The sequence below is a fragment of the Yersinia sp. J1 genome, from assembly GCF_050586585.1.
Taxonomy (GTDB): domain Bacteria; phylum Pseudomonadota; class Gammaproteobacteria; order Enterobacterales; family Enterobacteriaceae; genus Yersinia; species Yersinia entomophaga.
Genome location: NZ_JBOBDP010000003.1, coordinates 64,508 through 80,619, shown reverse-complemented (window position 1 = coordinate 80,619; position 16,112 = coordinate 64,508). Strand labels below are relative to the sequence as shown.

Below are 16,112 nucleotides of genomic sequence, written 5' to 3'. Positions count from 1 at the left end.
AAACCGATAAAATCACAAATTAAGGAATATATAGCCAGGCAGGCGAATTTTATCCCTAGTATGTACAGCAGCATTTTTTCTGTTTTCTGTGCGAGCCGACGGTGACATTTCGTCAAATAATGAGAAAGCGTGTTTCGTTCCTTCTTTCGTTCCTATAGAGCCAAAGGGGGAAAAAGCGAGGCAATAAGGACGTTTGGCTACGGGTGACCTCCCTGGGGAGCATGGGACGTGAATAAGCTGTTTTTCACCGCAACGCTGCTGATGTAAATATAACGGACGGGCCGTTTACATTTATATAACATTTACGGTAATTTATCTTATCTATTGAGTGAAAGAGAGGCCCAACGTTGAAAATCATGACTGACGGCTGATACTCAGAATATGTTGATTTTAAACAATAAAAATCAATGCATTACAAATTAAATTATTCACCTATACATAAACCGATTTTTTTAATATTAAATACACTGAAACGATCAGTTATTTTAACCAACTATCACTTAAGCTGGTATTCTTGTAAGTGTTTTTCACAAAAGTGTTAACGTGCTACAATTGAATTTGATATATGTCAACAAAGCGTAGTTTTGTTGGGTGGTAGATTCGGCTCACACTGTTATGTTGCTGTTAATAGGGTTAGGATATGCGCCGCTTTTGTCACCTTTGGGGCTGTAGGGAGTAACACCCCGACCAAGCTAGCGATGTTGTTGACGTTGATGGAAAGTGCATCAAGAACGCGTTTACGTACTTTAGTCATGTGATAAATAGGATGACGAGTTACAAGTCAATAAAAATTCCTATGTAACAAAGACTTCTGTACTTCCTATTTCTATTTTGTTGGCAATTTTAGGTAGCAAACATGCAGACCCCGCACATTCTGATCGTAGAAGACGAGATAGTCACTCGTAACACCCTGAAGAGCATTTTCGAGGCGGAAGGCTACGTAGTTCATGAAGCCAATGATGGCGCTGAAATGCATCACATTCTGTCTGAGAATGATATCAACCTGGTTATCATGGACATCAATCTGCCAGGCAAGAATGGTTTATTGTTGGCTCGGGAACTTCGTGAACAGGCAAGCGTTGCGCTGATGTTCCTGACTGGCCGCGATAATGAAGTGGATAAGATTCTCGGTCTGGAAATCGGTGCTGATGACTACATCACCAAGCCTTTCAATCCGCGCGAATTAACTATTCGTGCACGTAACTTGCTGTCACGCACCATGAATCTGGGTAGCGTGGGCGAAGAGCGTCGTCTGGTTGAAAGCTATAAATTTAACGGTTGGGAGCTGGACATCAATAGCCGCTCACTGATCAGCCCTGCTGGCGAACACTATAAACTGCCACGCAGTGAATTCCGCGCCATGCTGCACTTCTGCGAAAACCCAGGGAAAATTCAATCCCGTGGCGAATTGCTGAAGAAAATGACCGGCCGCGAGCTGAAACCTCATGACCGTACGGTTGACGTTACCATCCGCCGGATTCGTAAACATTTCGAATCCACTCCGGATACGCCAGAAATCATCGCTACTATCCATGGCGAAGGTTATCGTTTCTGTGGCGATCTGGAAGAGTAATCAACCGGTTATCAACTTTATAAAAAAGCCAGCGCTGAAGTGCTGGCTTTTTTTTGCTTATAATTCTTCGTTATGGGTTGGCGTGCGTCCAAGGAATAATCGGCACGGCGCTGATAGCATTCTTCGGTGAACCATCAACGACTTTGTCAGAATAAGTCAGATACACCAGAGCGTTACGATTTGCATCGTAGAAACGAACGACCTGAAGCTTTTTGAAAATAAGCGAAGTGCGTTTCTGGAAGACCACCTCCCCTTTAGATTTTCCTTTCTTGATTTTCTCTGATAACTCAATCGGTCCGACCTGCTGACAGGAGATAGCCGCATCGGCAGTATCCTCTGCCAGCCCTAATCCGCCCTTGATTCCACCGGTTTTTGCACGGCTGATATAACAAGTTACATTTTTAACATCAGGATCATCGAAGGCTTCAATGACGATTTTATGGTCAGGGCCAAACAGCTTAAATACCGTATCCACCGAGCCAACCTCTTCCGCATGCACGCTCATGGCGCCAAAAGAAAGTAGTCCGCAAAGCAATATCCAATTTTTTTTCATACACTTACTCCATTACACCCGATAGATTACGCAAAGTTAAATTTTTGTACTGATAATAAGATATTCATTGGAAATAAGCTTTCGCCAGCTTAACAACATTATTTAGCACAGTTGCTAATAAAAATCTTAAGCAGTCTGAGACAAAAAAAATTGCTACTATGCGGCGGAGCTAATTTTCAGCTCTCAAGCTATTACTTTAATCCAGGCCGCTTTATGAGGAAGATCTATGGATCAAGCCAGTATCATTCGTGATCTGCTTAGCTGGCTAGAAAGTCATTTAGACCAGCCTTTATCACTGGACAATGTCGCCGCCAAGGCAGGCTACTCTAAATGGCATTTGCAACGGATGTTTAAAGACGTCACCGGTAACGCTATTGGTGCCTATATCCGAGCAAGAAGACTATCTAAAGCTGCGGTTGCGCTGCGTCTAACCAGTCGGCCCATTCTGGATATTGCACTGCAATACCGTTTCGACTCCCAGCAAACCTTTACTCGCGCATTCAAAAAACAGTTTGCGCAAACGCCTGCGCTCTATCGTCGAGCGGAAGACTGGCATTCCTTAGGCATCTGCCCGCCTATTCGGTTGGGGTCTTATACCCTGCCTCAGGCCGAGTTTATTACCTTGCCAGAACAGCATTTGGTTGGTTTAACCCAAAGCTATTCATGCACGCTGGAACAAATTTCCACGTTCCGAACCGAGTTGCGCTCTCATTTCTGGCATCAATATCTTGGCGGTGCGGATAAGCTGCCGCCGGTACTGTACGGCTTGCATCATTCCCGGCCAAATCAGGAAAAAGATGATGAGCAGGAGATATTCTACACCACGGCCATTGAGCCTCAACATACTCCAGCCAACGTAACTGAAGGCCAGCCGGTTATTTTGCAGGGCGGTGAATACGTTAAGTTTATCTATGAAGGGCCGGCGGAAGGGCTACAGGACTTTATTCTGACACTGTATGGTACCTGCCTGCCGCTGTCGGAGATGACTCGCCGCAAAGGCTATGATATCGAACGTTTCTTCCCTCAGGGCCGGCCACAAGACCAGCCTCCGAAGGTGTTACACTGCGAATATCTGATTCCTATCCGACGTTAACGCTGTAATTCGTCCAACGCGGGCATATCCAGATGCGTGATATCGCCCGCGGTCTCAACTATCCAACCTGATGCCAACCACGGACTTTGCTGATAATCCACGCGGGATAGCGAACAATTGCGCAAACGCAAGCGTCGCTCAGCATGGGGCGGCAACCCCAAAATAGTGCTGAGCAGGCAACCTAACGCGATACCGTGGCTAACCAACAACGGTTTGCTGCCCGGAGGTAGCTCAAGGCAGCTTTCCAAAGCCCCACGCATACGGGCCGCCAGTTCAGCCATGGATTCACCCTGAGGAATACGCCCATCAGGAGTACCATCGACCATCTGCTTGCGCCACCGTTCTTCCTGCGCGTTTAAGCCGTCGATGCCACGCTCCTCCAACACGCCCATATTCAATTCACGCAGACGCGGCTCAACAATAACGTCACAGCCACAGGCATCGGCAATGATTTCTGCCGTGCGTCGCGTACGTCCCAAATCGCTGGTGATGACGTGGGTGATACCTTCACTGCTCACCCGACGTGCGACCAGACGAGCCTGATGTTCACCGATTGCGGTCAGCGGGCTGTCTGATTGCCCTTGAATACGGCGGGCCGCGTTCCATTCGGTTTCGCCATGACGAACGAGATATACCTGTAACATGTCTGATTTCCGTTATACTGCGTAAAATTAGCTAAAGGATACTTAAGCTCATTATGTACCATGTTGTTGCCGCAACTACCAACCCTGCAAAGATCAGGGCTATCACTCTCGCCTTCAACGATGTTTTTGGCGCAGACGCCTGCCATATCGAAGGTATCAACGTCGATAGCGGCGTATCCCTCCAGCCAATTGGCAGTGACGAAACCCGCACCGGAGCACGCCAGCGGGTCGCCGCAGCACGTCAGATAAAGCCGGAAGCAGATTTTTGGGTCGGGGTCGAAGCCGGTATCGAAGATAATATGACCTTTGCCTGGATAGTCGTTGAACACTTGCAGCAGCGGGGAGAATCCCGCTCAGCCAGTTTGATGCTACCGCAAATTATATTACAAGGAATTAATCAAGGTCGTGAACTAGGCGACGAAATGGCACTTTTGACAGGTAATGCGGAAGTGAAACGTCAGGGTGGTGCGATTGGAGTCTTTACCGATGGTAAACTGTCACGCACCAGCGTTTACCATCAAGCGTTAGTACTTGCTTTAGTTCCTTTCCATAACTCGGTCTATCTGGAAAGCTGATTAGGCAATAGAGCGTCAGGCAAAGGCTCAATCTTTACCTGACGTTTCAATCGTTTCAGGATTGCGACGACGATTCGTTATTGAGTAATTGCGCTTCCAACCAGCTTTTCAGCTGCGGTGGCGAGGCTTTCAGGCTATTAGAACCTCGGGTAATGGTAGCAATACCGGCGCCGAGTTGGTTCTTCAGTTCCCGCTGACTCAATTCACCACGCATTAACTCCTGAATAATACGCACGCGCGTCCCCAAAGCCGCACGCTCATCGGGCGTCAGCATCAGTTGCAACAACGGTTGGTGAAGATCTTGCGCAACGGCCTGTTGCAGCAGCGCAATAAAGCTTAACCAGTTCTGGTTATCTTCAGCGGAAAGAGCGGGATCGATTACGACATTTTCGGTCATGGTATGCTGCCATACTATTTAACTAGTACAGCAGCATAGCATAAACTGGCAAAAATCAATAACGCCTCTGCCACTCCGCATCACTCAGCACCTTTGCCGGACGGTGCATAAAGTGACGATAGAAAGCGTCGTAAGCCAAGACGTTTTTGACATAGCCGCGCGTTTCAGAGAAAGGAATACTTTCAATGAAAGCAACGGCATCGATCTGCCCCGCGCTATTTCCAAGCCAGGTATTCACTCGCGATGGCCCGGCGTTATACGCCGCGCTGGCGAGAATCCGGTTGCGGCCAAACTGCTGATAGACCTCTTCCAGATAGCTGGTGCCAATTTCGATATTTGTGACCGGATCGAGCAATTGGCTGCTGTTCACATAGCCGCTGATATTATTCAGTTTTACCGTATGATCTGCGGTACGTGGCATCACCTGCATTAAACCTGCGGCTCCCACAGGAGACTGCGCTTTCGGGTTCCATGCACTTTCCTGTCGGGCAATAGCCATCGCATAACTTGGAGTAATGCCTTTGCCTTCCGTTGCCCGACGGAATTCTTGCGGCCAGGCCAGAGGGAAGCGCTCTTCCAGATGATCCCAAAGTTTCGCCACTATCGTCGCCTGTACGCTCAGATCGGCCCACTTTTGGTTAAAGGCATAGCGCGCCAGAGCTTCCTGCTGCGGTTTACTACGGCTGGCGACCAGATAGCTCCATTCGTTACGTGCCAGATTATCCATATTCCAGTACATCAGTTCGCGAACCCGAGCAATTTCCGGGCTGTCCGCCAATGAGGTATCGGGTTTGGTCGCCACTTCAACCATGATTGGATAAGGTATATTCAGCTTTTGTGCCGCCACCATTGGGTAGAAACCGCGAGCTTTGGTCAACTCACGCAGTATCGCCTCGCCTTCGGCTTTATTTCCCTGCTCAATCAGCAAGGTTGCACGCCAGTAGCGCCACTCGTCTTTATCTTTTGCATCCGCAGGTAAACGCTCCAGCCATGCCTGTAACCCTTTACGGTCACCGGTGCCTAACGCCATGCGAATACGGCGTTCAAGCAACGGCGTGGCGTGGCTGCGCAACGTGACTTCATCACGCCATTTCGCCTGCTCGTAAGTGGCATCATTGCCCATCAAACGCCAGGCAACCGCCTCTTCCAGCTCCAGTTTATCTTTCTCGCTCATCTTCTGTAGTCGTGTCAGCGTGGGAATCATGGCGCGGGCGTTTTCCACGTCCTGACGCGCTAAGCGAGTAAAAGCAATAATGGTGGCAGAACGGGTAAAATCTGTCGGCCCTACGGTGCGGGCAAAGCTTTCCACGCTGGCCGGATCGCTTTGCAACTTCGCCAGCGCCGTCCCCATGGTTTGATAATCACTCGGTAATTGTTTCAGCAAGAAGTTGACCAGACTGGCATTCCCTTCCTTGAGCGCCAAACGCATCCGCGCCAGCGTTGCCAGCGGTGTTTGGTGCCCTGCCTGCTGCCAAACCGTAAACAGCTTGTCGCAGCTACCCGGTAAAGACTGGCCGTTCAACCAGATTTCGCTGGCACCGTCCCAGGCGACCTGCTGCTCGCCGGTCGCCCATTTGGCATAGTAATAATTACAACGAGCCGCTACCGGCTTCGGTGGCTGTGGGCTAAAGCTCAATAACCCACGCCAATCTTCACGGTTCGCCAGCTCGTTAACAAAACGCGAGGATAACGAACGCGCTGGCGGCAGCGTTGGATTACGGTTAAGGAAATCACTGATCTGTGCCGCGCTGACCTGGCCGAGATCTTGCGTCAACTGACGATATTCCAGATAGGGATACAAAGGATAATCGCGCAGCGTTGGTAACAGCTGTTCCACCGTTGCCATCTGGTTGCTATCCCACGCCTGTTTAACTTGTTGATAGCGCTGCCGTTGGGCATCAAGAGAATCTGCTGACGCCGCTCCTGATGCTGTCACCAGACACACGCCAATCGCCAGGTATCGCCACTTATCCATACTTACTGTTTCCTCACTGGTTGTTGGCTGTACGTCATATTCACCGGATCTTCTGATTAGCATAGTCATAATTAGTTCAGAGCTTCAAATTCAGGCTGGCTGAGAGTTTCGCTCGATATGCCACTATGTTCCAGCGTCTTTACCCACTTTTGCAGATATTCTTATTATGAAGAATCCACGTTTTGCTTAATGAAGATAAGCACATAATTAGGAATACGAACGGAATAATAACCTTTTTATAATAGTGGCTATTCATATTCATCTTATCCGCTGAACGAAATAAATTACCAATGAAGCTGAGAGATTGGGTGTTAAATTTTTTAGCGATAACGCAAGTAACTGTAGAGATATCAGTAGCAAAAATCGCGCCTAAACTCAGGTTCTGCGCCTATAGGAACATTCTGTTACTTAATTTTTATTATCTCAGATCAAGGCAGTAAACTGATAATTATCTACTATCCTTCCTCACTATAACTATGCTGTTTCACTGTTTCTGTTCAACCCATTAGCATTTAATTTTTATTTAAAAATCAAATAATTAACTTATAGGTGTTCACAGCGTAAGGCAAAAGGTATTTTGGCTTGACGTTAAACCGGCATTATTTTCCGGTAAATAAAGGACACAAGGACGGCTAATTTTAGATTTATTAATTCTTTGGAGAAGGTTCCTTCAATGCATAACACACCAAACCAAAAGTCAGCCTCGCCGCCCCCATCGGGCAAAACCTGGTATCAGCTCACGACGGATGAGAGCTTAGAGCAGCTCAATACCACTACAGAAGGTCTGAGCCAGCAGGAGGCAGCAAAACGCCTAAAAAAGCACGGGCCTAATGCCTTGCCAGAAAAGAAACGCAAGCATCCCCTCCTCCAATTCCTTGCCCATTTTAATGATGTTCTGATTTATATCCTGCTCGCCGCAGCCTTGGTTAAAGGACTGATGGGGCATTCCGTCGATACCATAATCATCTTATGCGTCGCGGTCATTAACGCCCTGATCGGTTTTGTTCAGGAAAATAAGGCCGAGAAATCCCTGAAAAGCATTCAGAACATGCTTTCCAGTAAAGCCGTGGTTATTCGCGATGGCATTACGCAAACCATTGATGCAAAAGATCTGGTGCCGGGCGATATCGTTACCCTGAAACCCGGTGACAAAATTCCTGCTGACCTGCGTTTGCTGGAGGGCCACAACCTACAGATCGAAGAAGCTATTCTTACTGGCGAATCGACGGTGGTGGAAAAACAAACCGGAGTCATAGAAAGCGAATCCGTTATTGGCGATCGTAAAAATCTGCTGTTTTCCGGTACCACCATTAGCGCCGGTACGGCCAAAGGCGTGGTTATTGCCACCGGTGGTGACACCGAGCTGGGTCATATCAACCAGATGATGTCTACCGTTGAATCGACCCGAACTCCGCTACTGCAGCAAATGGATCGCCTCGGTAAAGCTATCTTCATCCTGATTCTGGTGATGATGGCCGTACTGTTTGTTTTTGCCTTTATCCTACGCGACCTGCCGGTTGATGAACTGTTGCTGGCGCTGATCAGTCTGGCCGTGGCCTCGGTTCCGGAAGGCTTACCGGCGATTATCTCAATTATTTTGTCGCTGGGCGTTCAGTCCATGGCGCGTAAACGGGCGATTATCCGTAAGCTGCCAACGGTAGAAACTTTGGGTGCAATGACGGTGGTGTGTTCCGATAAAACCGGCACCCTGACAATGAACGAAATGACCGTGAAAGCGGTAATTTTGGCCGACCATTGCTATCGCGTTGAAGGTGAAAGCTATGAGCCCGTTGGCAATATTTATCAGGAAGGCAGCGACCAGCAGGCCGATTTAGCTGCAAACCCAACGCTGAAAACATTCATCACTGCGGTGAATTTATGTAATGACAGCCAGATCCAGAAAAACGATCAGGGTCATTGGGTGATTACCGGCGGCCCAACCGAAGGGGCGCTAAAAGTACTGGCGGCGAAATCCGGCATTGAGCTGGGTCAGGTTAATCAACTCGGTAAAATTCCTTTTGATTCCGCTTATAAATATATGGCCACCAGCCATCAGATTCAGTCGGAAAACAGCATCTTCCTGACCGGCGCGCCGGACGTACTATTTACCTTCTGCCAGCAGGAACTGACGGCAAACGGCGTCGCTCCGTTCCGCCGCGATTACTGGGAAGCTGAAATGGCTCGCTATGCCAAGCAGGGCTTGCGTATGGTGGCTGCGGCGTTCCGACCTACTGACGAGGGCATTAGCAACCTGGATCATGCCGATATTCAACAGGGTATGGTGTTTGTCGGTATTGCCGGCATGATGGATCCGCCGCGCCCTGAAGCCATTGATGCGATAGCCACCTGCCAGCAGGCCGGTATTCGCGTGAAAATGATCACCGGCGACCATCAGGAAACCGCCATGGCAATTGGCGCGATACTGGGAATAGGCAACGGCACGGATTCCATTACCGGCAGTCAGCTGGAACATATGGACGATGAGGAACTGGCCGAAGCCGCGGTTCGTTACGATATCTTCGCCCGAACCAGCCCGGAGCATAAGCTGCGTCTGGTAAAAGCGTTGCAAACCAAAGGTGAAATCGTTGGCATGACCGGCGATGGCGTCAACGATGCACCGGCGCTGAAACAGGCGGATGTGGGTATCGCGATGGGGATCAAAGGAACCGAAGTGACTAAAGAAGCTGCCGATATGGTGCTCTCTGATGATAACTTCGCCACCATCGCCAGTGCGGTAGAAGAAGGGCGTCGGGTTTACGATAACCTGAAGAAAACCATCCTGTTTATCCTGCCAACCAACCTGGCGCAGGGGCTGCTAATCATCTTTGCCATTCTTGCCGGGGCGGTCATTCCGTTAACGCCGCTGCAAATTCTGTGGATGAATATGGCGACCTCTACTACGCTTTCTTTCGGTCTGGCATTTGAACCGGCAGAAAGAGGCATCATGAACCGCAATCCGCGAGATCCTTCGCGCCATGTACTGGACGGCCACGCTATCTGGCGTATCGCCTTTGTCGGTACTTTGATTGCTATCAGTGCCTTTATTCTGGAAGCTTATCTGGAACCTCGAGGTTACAGCACCGAATTTATCCGTACAGTGCTCATGCAAACGCTGGTTACCGCGCAGTGGATTTACATGTTTAACTGCCGCGTGGCGGATCGCTTCCCGCTGAACAAAGAGTTGTTCGTTAACAAAGGTCTGTGGCTGGTTTCCGGCGTTCTAATCTTGCTGCAACTGGCAATTATCTATCTGCCGTTTATGAACACAGCCTTTGGAACCGAACCTCTGCCAGCCTATTACTGGGGCCTGACATTACTGGTGGGTCTTGCCATCTTCATTATTGTTGAAATAGAGAAATGGGTTATCCAGCGTTTTAAACCTTCCATAAAGTCTGTTTGACCATTTCCCGCTTTCTTTCTCCGCCCGGTGTTAAAACCGGGCGGTTTTTCCCTGAAATGAAAATATTTAAGAAAATTCCCTGCCCTGCCGATACCATGACGAGCATTGCAACAATGTGATCTTGTAATACAATCAGAGAGAATAAAAACGGTAAATCTAAGCGCCGATAATAAAATGACTTTTTCTCACTGACTATGTTGCCTGTTTATATTTCCGGGGCCGATCCACAGGAAGCGCAAAAATGACCACCTCGACTTGCGCAATCAACGGCGTCAGTAAGAATGATCAATACGTTATGCCTCCCTGGCATTTTGGGCGTATTTGTCAGTATCTATTGATTGTATTTACGTTCGTATTTTCTACCGGCGCCAGATCGGCGGAAGAACCTGCCAATGCGAACGTGATACAGGCGCGGACAGATGCCGCAACCAAAATGGTTTTGGGGATTATCAGCTATGCCCGCTGGCCGGTGACTCCGCAGGTCATTAGGTTATGTGTTGTCGCCCCGACCAACTATGCAGAAGGCCTGTTTAACCCGGCGTTAATGGCAACGCAACATCCAATTAAAGTCGAGCGATTCCCGTTTGCCAGCCCGGCTATTTCAAGCCAATGCGATGCTATTTATTTGGGAAGTGCCACTGCAGAGCAGCGGTTGGAGTTAATTAATCGCACTCAAGGTCATCCGATACTGACAATCAGTGAGGATTATTCTGAATGCGCCACCGGCAGCGCCTTTTGTCTGTTAGTGGAAGATAACCAGGCATCTTTTAAGGTTAATATGGATGCGTTAGCACGTACAGGAGTTCGTGTTCATCCGAGCGTACTGCAACTCGCCCGTAAGAAGGCTGATGGTTTATGAGACTGATTAAAAGAATAAATAAACGTCGTGTAAAATTACCTAGCTTAGGGAAAATACTTCAACGCATACATTTAACCGTGGCTCTGGTTGCCGTGGGGATGGCTGGTATCTTTATTACTCTGGTTGCCATTTTTTCCCTGCGTGTTTACGCCGACCACAACCTGCATTTGATCGCCCGCTCAATTAGCTATACCACCGAAGCCGCCGTAGTTTTCGGCGATAATATTGCCGCCAATGAATCGTTGGCGTTGATTGCAGCCAGCGAAGAAGTGGCCGAAGCTAAAATAGTTGATGCCAATGGCAAGCTAATAGCCAGTTGGTCGCTACCCGCCCACGGCCCGTTCCACCAGCTGGAGCAAAGCGTTGCCCATTGGGCACTGAGTGGCCCGGTAGAACTGCCTATCATGCACAGCGGTGAACGCATAGGTACCATTATTATTGTCGGCCACGGCGGCAGCCTGCTCAGTTTCCTGTTGCGCGGGGTGATTGCCATGCTAGCCGGTATCATTGCCAGCACGCTAGTCGCCCTGTTCCTTTCTCGCCGAATGCTCCGCAGAATTGTCGGCTCGCTGAACCGTATAACCGAAGTGGCGCACGATGTGAGCCTGCATCGTAGCTTTGGCCAAAGAGTTCCATCGGCTCATATCAAAGAACTTAATGAGTTAAGTAACGATTTCAATGGGCTGCTGGAAGAGCTGGAAGTCTGGCAGGCACATTTAACGCAGGAAAATGATTTCCTGACCCATAGAGCGACTCATGACAGCCTGACCGGGCTTGCCAATCGCGCCTTTTTTGAAGTCAGCCTGAACCGCACGCTCAATGAATGCGCTGATAAGGATATGGTGGCATTGATGTTCCTCGATGCCGATAGTTTCAAAGAGATTAATGATAATTATGGCCATGCCGCCGGTGACGTCGTACTCATCACCATGGCTGAACGTATCCGTTCGCAATTACGTGAAACTGATTTTGTTGCTCGTCTGGGCGGTGACGAATTTGCCGTGCTACTGACGTCAATCGGCAATAGCTATGATGTATTATCGATCGCGGACAATATCATTCATTGTATGGCTCACCCAATTACACTGCCTGACGGCACGGATATCACAACATCAATCAGTATTGGTATTGCGTTCTATCCGGAACACGCGCAAACGCCAGTAGAACTGTTACAGCGTGCGGATGAGGCCATGTATTTGGCGAAGAACAATTATCATGGAGGCGGCCGGGTGATTCTGCCCCAAAGCCTGACATACACAGCGTAAAAGAATAAGGTCTTACAATGCAAAAGTTGAGGAGTAGCCTGTGGATTGGCTTGATGGCGTTGGGGTTATTGCTGCTAGCGGGTTGTCAGAATAAGCCTCAGGGTCTGACAGCGGAGCAAATAGCGGCTCTACAGGAACAGGGATTCAAACTAACGGACAACGGTTGGGAATTTGGCCTGTCAGATAAGGTGCTATTTAGCAGCAACGTTGGGAAACTGAATGCTCAGGGAGAGCAAACCGTAGAGAAAATCGGCCACGCCTTGATGGACGTTGGTATCAGCCATATTCGTCTGGACGGACACACCGATTCAATGGGTGAAGATAGTTACAATAACCAACTGTCTTATGGCCGCGCCAGCGCCGTCGCAAATACCCTGTCTTCCATCGGTATGCCGAAAGCCAATATCGAAGTTCGCGGGCTTGGTAAGCTAAATCCGGTTGCCGATAACCGCACGGCCAAAGGCCGAGCCGAAAACCGTCGCGTGGCAATGGTCGTCACCGCGCCCTGATACCTGAATAAGCCCATTCTGTGGGGGCGGTCAGCCCGCCGCTCCCGCAAAAAGGTTATACTCCGTTATCTTCAAGGATGTATGGGATCCGTTATCGAAACGGGCTACACTCCGCACCAGACATCCTAATAAAAACTGATATAGAGAGGCTAGAGCAACGTGGCTCAATACGTCTATACCATGCATCGCGTTGGCAAAGTGGTTCCGCCGAAGCGTCATATTTTGAAAAACATCTCCCTGAGCTTCTTCCCCGGCGCCAAAATCGGCGTATTGGGTCTGAACGGTTCCGGTAAATCTACCCTGTTGCGCATTATGGCCGGTGTAGATACCGACATCGAAGGCGAAGCGCGCGCTCAACCAGGCCTGAAAATCGGTTACCTGCCGCAGGAACCTCAACTGAATCTGGAACAAACGGTACGCGAAGCGGTAGAAGAATCCGTTAGCGAAGTTAAACGCGCGCTGACTCGTTTGGACGAAGTCTACGCGCTGTATGCCGATCCAGACGCCGACTTCGATAAGCTGGCGAAAGAGCAAGGCGAGCTGGAAGCGATTATCCAGTCTCACGATGGCCATAATCTGGATAATCAGTTGGAACGCGCTGCCGATGCGCTGCGTCTGCCGCCTTGGGATGCCAAAATTGCCAATCTGTCCGGTGGTGAGCGTCGTCGCGTGGCGATCTGCCGCCTGCTGCTGGAAAAACCGGACATGCTGCTGCTGGACGAACCAACCAACCACCTGGATGCCGAATCCGTGGCTTGGCTGGAGCGCTTCCTGCACGACTATGAAGGCACCGTTGTGGCGATTACCCATGACCGTTACTTCTTGGATAACGTGGCTGGCTGGATTCTCGAACTTGACCGCGGCGAAGGTATTCCGTGGGAAGGCAACTACTCCTCATGGCTGGAGCAGAAAGACGCTCGTCTGGCGCAGGAAGCCTCTTCCGAAGCCGCTCGTCGTAAATCTATCGAGAAAGAGCTGGAATGGGTTCGTCAGAATCCGAAAGGCCGTCAGGCTAAAGGCAAGGCACGTTTGGCTCGCTTTGAAGAACTTAACAGCGTTGAATACCAAAAACGTAACGAAACCAGCGAGTTGTTCATTCCACCTGGTCCACGTTTAGGCGACAAAGTGCTGGAAGTTCAGAACCTGAGCAAATCCTATGGCGACCGCCTGCTGATTGACGATCTGACCTTTGCACTGCCGAAAGGCGCCATCGTCGGTATTATCGGGCCGAACGGCGCGGGTAAATCTACGTTGTTCCGTATGTTGTCCGGTCAGGAACAGCCTGATTCCGGCACCATAACCTTGGGTGAAACCGTGCAGTTAGCCTCTGTCGATCAGTTCCGCGACAGCATGGATAACAGCAAAACCGTGTGGGAAGAAGTTTCCGGCGGTCAGGACATCATGAAGATCGGTAACTTTGAATTGCCAAGCCGCGCCTACGTTGGTCGCTTTAACTTCAAAGGTGTCGATCAGGGCAAACGCATCGGCGAGCTGTCCGGCGGTGAGCGTGGTCGTATCCATCTGGCAAAATTGTTGCAGGTTGGCGGCAATATGTTGCTGCTCGATGAACCCACCAACGACCTGGATATTGAAACCCTGCGCGCACTGGAAAACGCCTTACTGGAATTCCCGGGCTGTGCGATGGTTATTTCCCATGACCGTTGGTTCCTCGACCGTATTGCTACCCATATCATCGATTATCAGGATGAAGGGAAAGTAGAATTCTTCGAAGGTAACTTTACTGAATACGAAGAGTGGAAAAAGCGGACGCTGGGCGCTGATGCCTTAGAACCGCACCGTATTAAGTACAAGAAAATGACCAAGTAATTCGTCATTCACTGCTAAATACTGCTCACCTTGGTGGGCAGTATTTTTTTAGCCTGACGCATGGATAGCAAATGAAATTATATTCAATCTCTGAAGCACTGAAAAAATTAATAAGAATCCGCAAAATCCGATGGACGCTATTTTTGTTTATTCTGGGTGGAGCAGTCTATTTTTGGTGGCAACAAGGCACTCTGGTCAGGGAAGAATGGAGTCCCAATCATCAATACGTTATGCGCTTTTATAAGATTACCCAATTGATTCCCTCTATTGGCTCGCCCGGCGACGGCTCTCATTACAGCGGCTACATTAAAATTGAAAATCAGGCCGGTCAGGTTTTTTACACCGAACAGGTTTCGCTGATGGATTTTATTGAAGGCCCACACTGGAGCGATTATGGCGTCTATTGGTTTGGGACCGATTTTAACGATATTGTTGCGCTTCCCACTTCTGCCGCAAAGTAATGCTCTCACTTAGCCAACGCACCAAAAATATTACGTTAATCCTTGGGCATAATGGGTAAATACCGGATGCCCCATAACCACATCAATAAAACAGCTCAATGCCGGTGAATTTAATTTCCGGCTGGGATAAACCAAATACAGTTCATTCCCTTCGGCCAGCCATTCCGGCAACACTTCCACTAATTTTCCCTGCGCGACCTTTTCGCGACTAAGAAAAGCGGGCAGCAAGGTAATTCCACCCGCCGATAGTGTGCACTCAATGGCGTAGAGCAAATTATCGGTGACGTGTAGCTTAGGTAACTGCCAACGGAAATATTCATCCTGATGATTTAATACCAGTTCTGGCCAAGCGCGGTGGGTAATCCAACGATGTTCCTCCAACTGACGCGGATGTAAAATCGGCGGAAATTGAGTCAGATAATCAGGAGAAGCCAGTAAATTGCGGGGCGCATAGCCCAAGCGGCGTCCAATCAATGAAGAATCCTGCGGTTTTCCAGTGCGCAACGCCACATCGAAGCCTTCTTCCACCAAATCCACTTTAACGTCGGAGACCAATACCTCGAGAGAAACATCGGGATATTGTCGTTGAAAATCCGTGGCAATCCGCGCCAGCAAAGTGGCGGCCAGCCCTGCCGGACTGGAAACTCGCAGTCGGCCGCTGGGATTATCCAGCAAGCGCTGTAGGGTTAAATCGGCTCGCTCCGCCGCCTGTAGCATTTCCTGACAGTGAACCAAATAGCGTTCACCGGCGAACGTCAGGCTGATCTGACGCGTGGTTCTATTCAGCAACCGGATACCCAACCGGTGTTCCAACAGGCTAATCCGCTGACTGACGCTGGATTTAGGTAAACCGGCGATGGCCGCCGCCTTGGTAAAACTGCCGCATTCGGCCACTCGCGCAAACAGCGCCATATCCTGTAGCTGCTTAAACATAATTGTTCACCATAGACGAACACTGCGTTATTGATTGTCCATCTTATC

The 16,112-nt window shown here is 49.4% G+C and carries 15 protein-coding genes; 9 read left to right on the top strand and 6 right to left on the bottom strand.

From position 1 onward, the window contains the following. Positions 1–613 precede the first annotated feature (613 nt). Complete coding sequence (locus ACQ4OC_RS07450) at positions 614–754, bottom strand: hypothetical protein (RefSeq protein WP_235600971.1); 141 nt, start codon at positions 752–754, stop codon at positions 614–616. Between the two features lie 102 nt (positions 755–856). Between ACQ4OC_RS07450 and arcA the strand changes: the two genes are divergently transcribed. Further along, on the top strand, positions 857–1,573 hold the full coding sequence (gene arcA, locus ACQ4OC_RS07445) for a two-component system response regulator ArcA (protein WP_004706052.1): 717 nt from the start codon (positions 857–859) through the stop codon (positions 1,571–1,573). Positions 1,574–1,643: 70 nt separating this feature from the next. On the opposite strand, the gene creA is transcribed toward arcA, so the two are convergent. After that, positions 1,644–2,126 (bottom strand): protein CreA, encoded by a 483-nt coding sequence (gene creA / locus ACQ4OC_RS07440; protein WP_064516317.1) that lies wholly within the window; start codon positions 2,124–2,126, stop codon positions 1,644–1,646. 226 nt (positions 2,127–2,352) lie between these two features. Here creA and robA point away from each other — a divergent pair, with 226 nt between their 5' ends. After that, positions 2,353–3,219: an MDR efflux pump AcrAB transcriptional activator RobA gene (robA, locus tag ACQ4OC_RS07435; protein ID WP_064516315.1), complete on the top strand. Its 867-nt coding sequence runs from the start codon at positions 2,353–2,355 to the stop codon at positions 3,217–3,219. On the opposite strand, the gene gpmB is transcribed toward robA, so the two are convergent. Next, a complete protein-coding gene (gene gpmB, locus ACQ4OC_RS07430) occupies positions 3,216–3,863 on the bottom strand; it encodes a 2,3-diphosphoglycerate-dependent phosphoglycerate mutase GpmB (RefSeq protein ID WP_064516313.1) in 648 nt (215 codons plus the stop codon). The genes robA and gpmB overlap by 4 nt on opposite strands. Positions 3,864–3,916: 53 nt before the next feature. On the opposite strand from gpmB, the gene yjjX reads away from it, so the two are divergent. Beyond that, the gene (gene yjjX, locus ACQ4OC_RS07425) at positions 3,917–4,438 is read left to right on the top strand and encodes an inosine/xanthosine triphosphatase (RefSeq protein WP_064516312.1); all 522 of its coding nucleotides are present in this window, start codon (positions 3,917–3,919) and stop codon (positions 4,436–4,438) included. A gap of 55 nt (positions 4,439–4,493) precedes the next feature. Here yjjX and trpR read toward each other — a convergent pair whose 3' ends face one another. Continuing rightward, a complete protein-coding gene (trpR, locus tag ACQ4OC_RS07420; protein WP_064516310.1) occupies positions 4,494–4,835 on the bottom strand; it encodes a trp operon repressor in 342 nt (113 codons plus the stop codon). 55 nt (positions 4,836–4,890) lie between these two features. After that, positions 4,891–6,810, bottom strand: coding sequence for a murein transglycosylase (gene sltY, locus ACQ4OC_RS07415; RefSeq protein ID WP_120805184.1), 1,920 nt, complete (start codon positions 6,808–6,810; stop codon positions 4,891–4,893). A gap of 673 nt (positions 6,811–7,483) precedes the next feature. On the opposite strand from sltY, the gene ACQ4OC_RS07410 reads away from it, so the two are divergent. From ACQ4OC_RS07410 to ACQ4OC_RS07385, 6 genes are all read left to right on the top strand, one after another. After that, positions 7,484–10,210: a cation-transporting P-type ATPase gene (locus ACQ4OC_RS07410; RefSeq protein WP_430971055.1), complete on the top strand. Its 2,727-nt coding sequence runs from the start codon at positions 7,484–7,486 to the stop codon at positions 10,208–10,210. A 241-nt stretch (positions 10,211–10,451) separates the two neighbouring features. Then, entirely contained in the window at positions 10,452–11,069 is a 618-nt protein-coding gene (locus ACQ4OC_RS07405) for a YfiR family protein (RefSeq protein ID WP_064516305.1), read from the top strand. Continuing rightward, the gene (locus tag ACQ4OC_RS07400) at positions 11,066–12,334 is read left to right on the top strand and encodes a diguanylate cyclase domain-containing protein (protein WP_064516303.1); all 1,269 of its coding nucleotides are present in this window, start codon (positions 11,066–11,068) and stop codon (positions 12,332–12,334) included. The genes ACQ4OC_RS07405 and ACQ4OC_RS07400 overlap by 4 nt, the downstream gene beginning before the upstream one ends. Before the next feature lie 17 nt (positions 12,335–12,351). Beyond that, complete coding sequence (locus ACQ4OC_RS07395) at positions 12,352–12,843, top strand: OmpA family protein (RefSeq protein WP_430971053.1); 492 nt, start codon at positions 12,352–12,354, stop codon at positions 12,841–12,843. A gap of 159 nt (positions 12,844–13,002) precedes the next feature. Continuing rightward, positions 13,003–14,670 (top strand): energy-dependent translational throttle protein EttA, encoded by a 1,668-nt coding sequence (gene ettA, locus ACQ4OC_RS07390; protein ID WP_049598991.1) that lies wholly within the window; start codon positions 13,003–13,005, stop codon positions 14,668–14,670. Positions 14,671–14,741: 71 nt separating this feature from the next. Further along, a complete protein-coding gene (locus ACQ4OC_RS07385; RefSeq protein WP_430971052.1) occupies positions 14,742–15,131 on the top strand; it encodes a hypothetical protein in 390 nt (129 codons plus the stop codon). Positions 15,132–15,161: 30 nt separating this feature from the next. Here the strand turns inward: ACQ4OC_RS07385 and ACQ4OC_RS07380 are convergent, their stop codons facing one another. Continuing rightward, on the bottom strand, positions 15,162–16,064 hold the full coding sequence (locus ACQ4OC_RS07380; protein ID WP_064516298.1) for a LysR family transcriptional regulator: 903 nt from the start codon (positions 16,062–16,064) through the stop codon (positions 15,162–15,164). Positions 16,065–16,112 lie beyond the last annotated feature (48 nt).

Excerpts from the sequence above, each read along its gene's own strand:
- sltY (WP_120805184.1), bottom strand. The coding sequence starts at position 6,810 with ATGGATAAGTGGCGATACCTGGCGATTGGCGTGTGTCTGGTGACAGCA.
- arcA (WP_004706052.1), top strand. The coding sequence starts at position 857 with ATGCAGACCCCGCACATTCTGATCGTAGAAGACGAGATAGTCACTCGT.
- ACQ4OC_RS07395 (WP_430971053.1), top strand. The coding sequence starts at position 12,352 with ATGCAAAAGTTGAGGAGTAGCCTGTGGATTGGCTTGATGGCGTTGGGG.
- ACQ4OC_RS07405 (WP_064516305.1), top strand. The coding sequence starts at position 10,452 with ATGACCACCTCGACTTGCGCAATCAACGGCGTCAGTAAGAATGATCAA.
- yjjX (WP_064516312.1), top strand. The coding sequence starts at position 3,917 with ATGTACCATGTTGTTGCCGCAACTACCAACCCTGCAAAGATCAGGGCT.
- trpR (WP_064516310.1), bottom strand. The coding sequence starts at position 4,835 with ATGACCGAAAATGTCGTAATCGATCCCGCTCTTTCCGCTGAAGATAAC.
- ACQ4OC_RS07380 (WP_064516298.1), bottom strand. The coding sequence starts at position 16,064 with ATGTTTAAGCAGCTACAGGATATGGCGCTGTTTGCGCGAGTGGCCGAA.
- ACQ4OC_RS07450 (WP_235600971.1), bottom strand. The coding sequence starts at position 754 with ATGACTAAAGTACGTAAACGCGTTCTTGATGCACTTTCCATCAACGTC.
- ACQ4OC_RS07400 (WP_064516303.1), top strand. The coding sequence starts at position 11,066 with ATGAGACTGATTAAAAGAATAAATAAACGTCGTGTAAAATTACCTAGC.
- robA (WP_064516315.1), top strand. The coding sequence starts at position 2,353 with ATGGATCAAGCCAGTATCATTCGTGATCTGCTTAGCTGGCTAGAAAGT.
- gpmB (WP_064516313.1), bottom strand. The coding sequence starts at position 3,863 with ATGTTACAGGTATATCTCGTTCGTCATGGCGAAACCGAATGGAACGCG.
- ACQ4OC_RS07385 (WP_430971052.1), top strand. The coding sequence starts at position 14,742 with ATGAAATTATATTCAATCTCTGAAGCACTGAAAAAATTAATAAGAATC.
- ACQ4OC_RS07410 (WP_430971055.1), top strand. The coding sequence starts at position 7,484 with ATGCATAACACACCAAACCAAAAGTCAGCCTCGCCGCCCCCATCGGGC.
- creA (WP_064516317.1), bottom strand. The coding sequence starts at position 2,126 with ATGAAAAAAAATTGGATATTGCTTTGCGGACTACTTTCTTTTGGCGCC.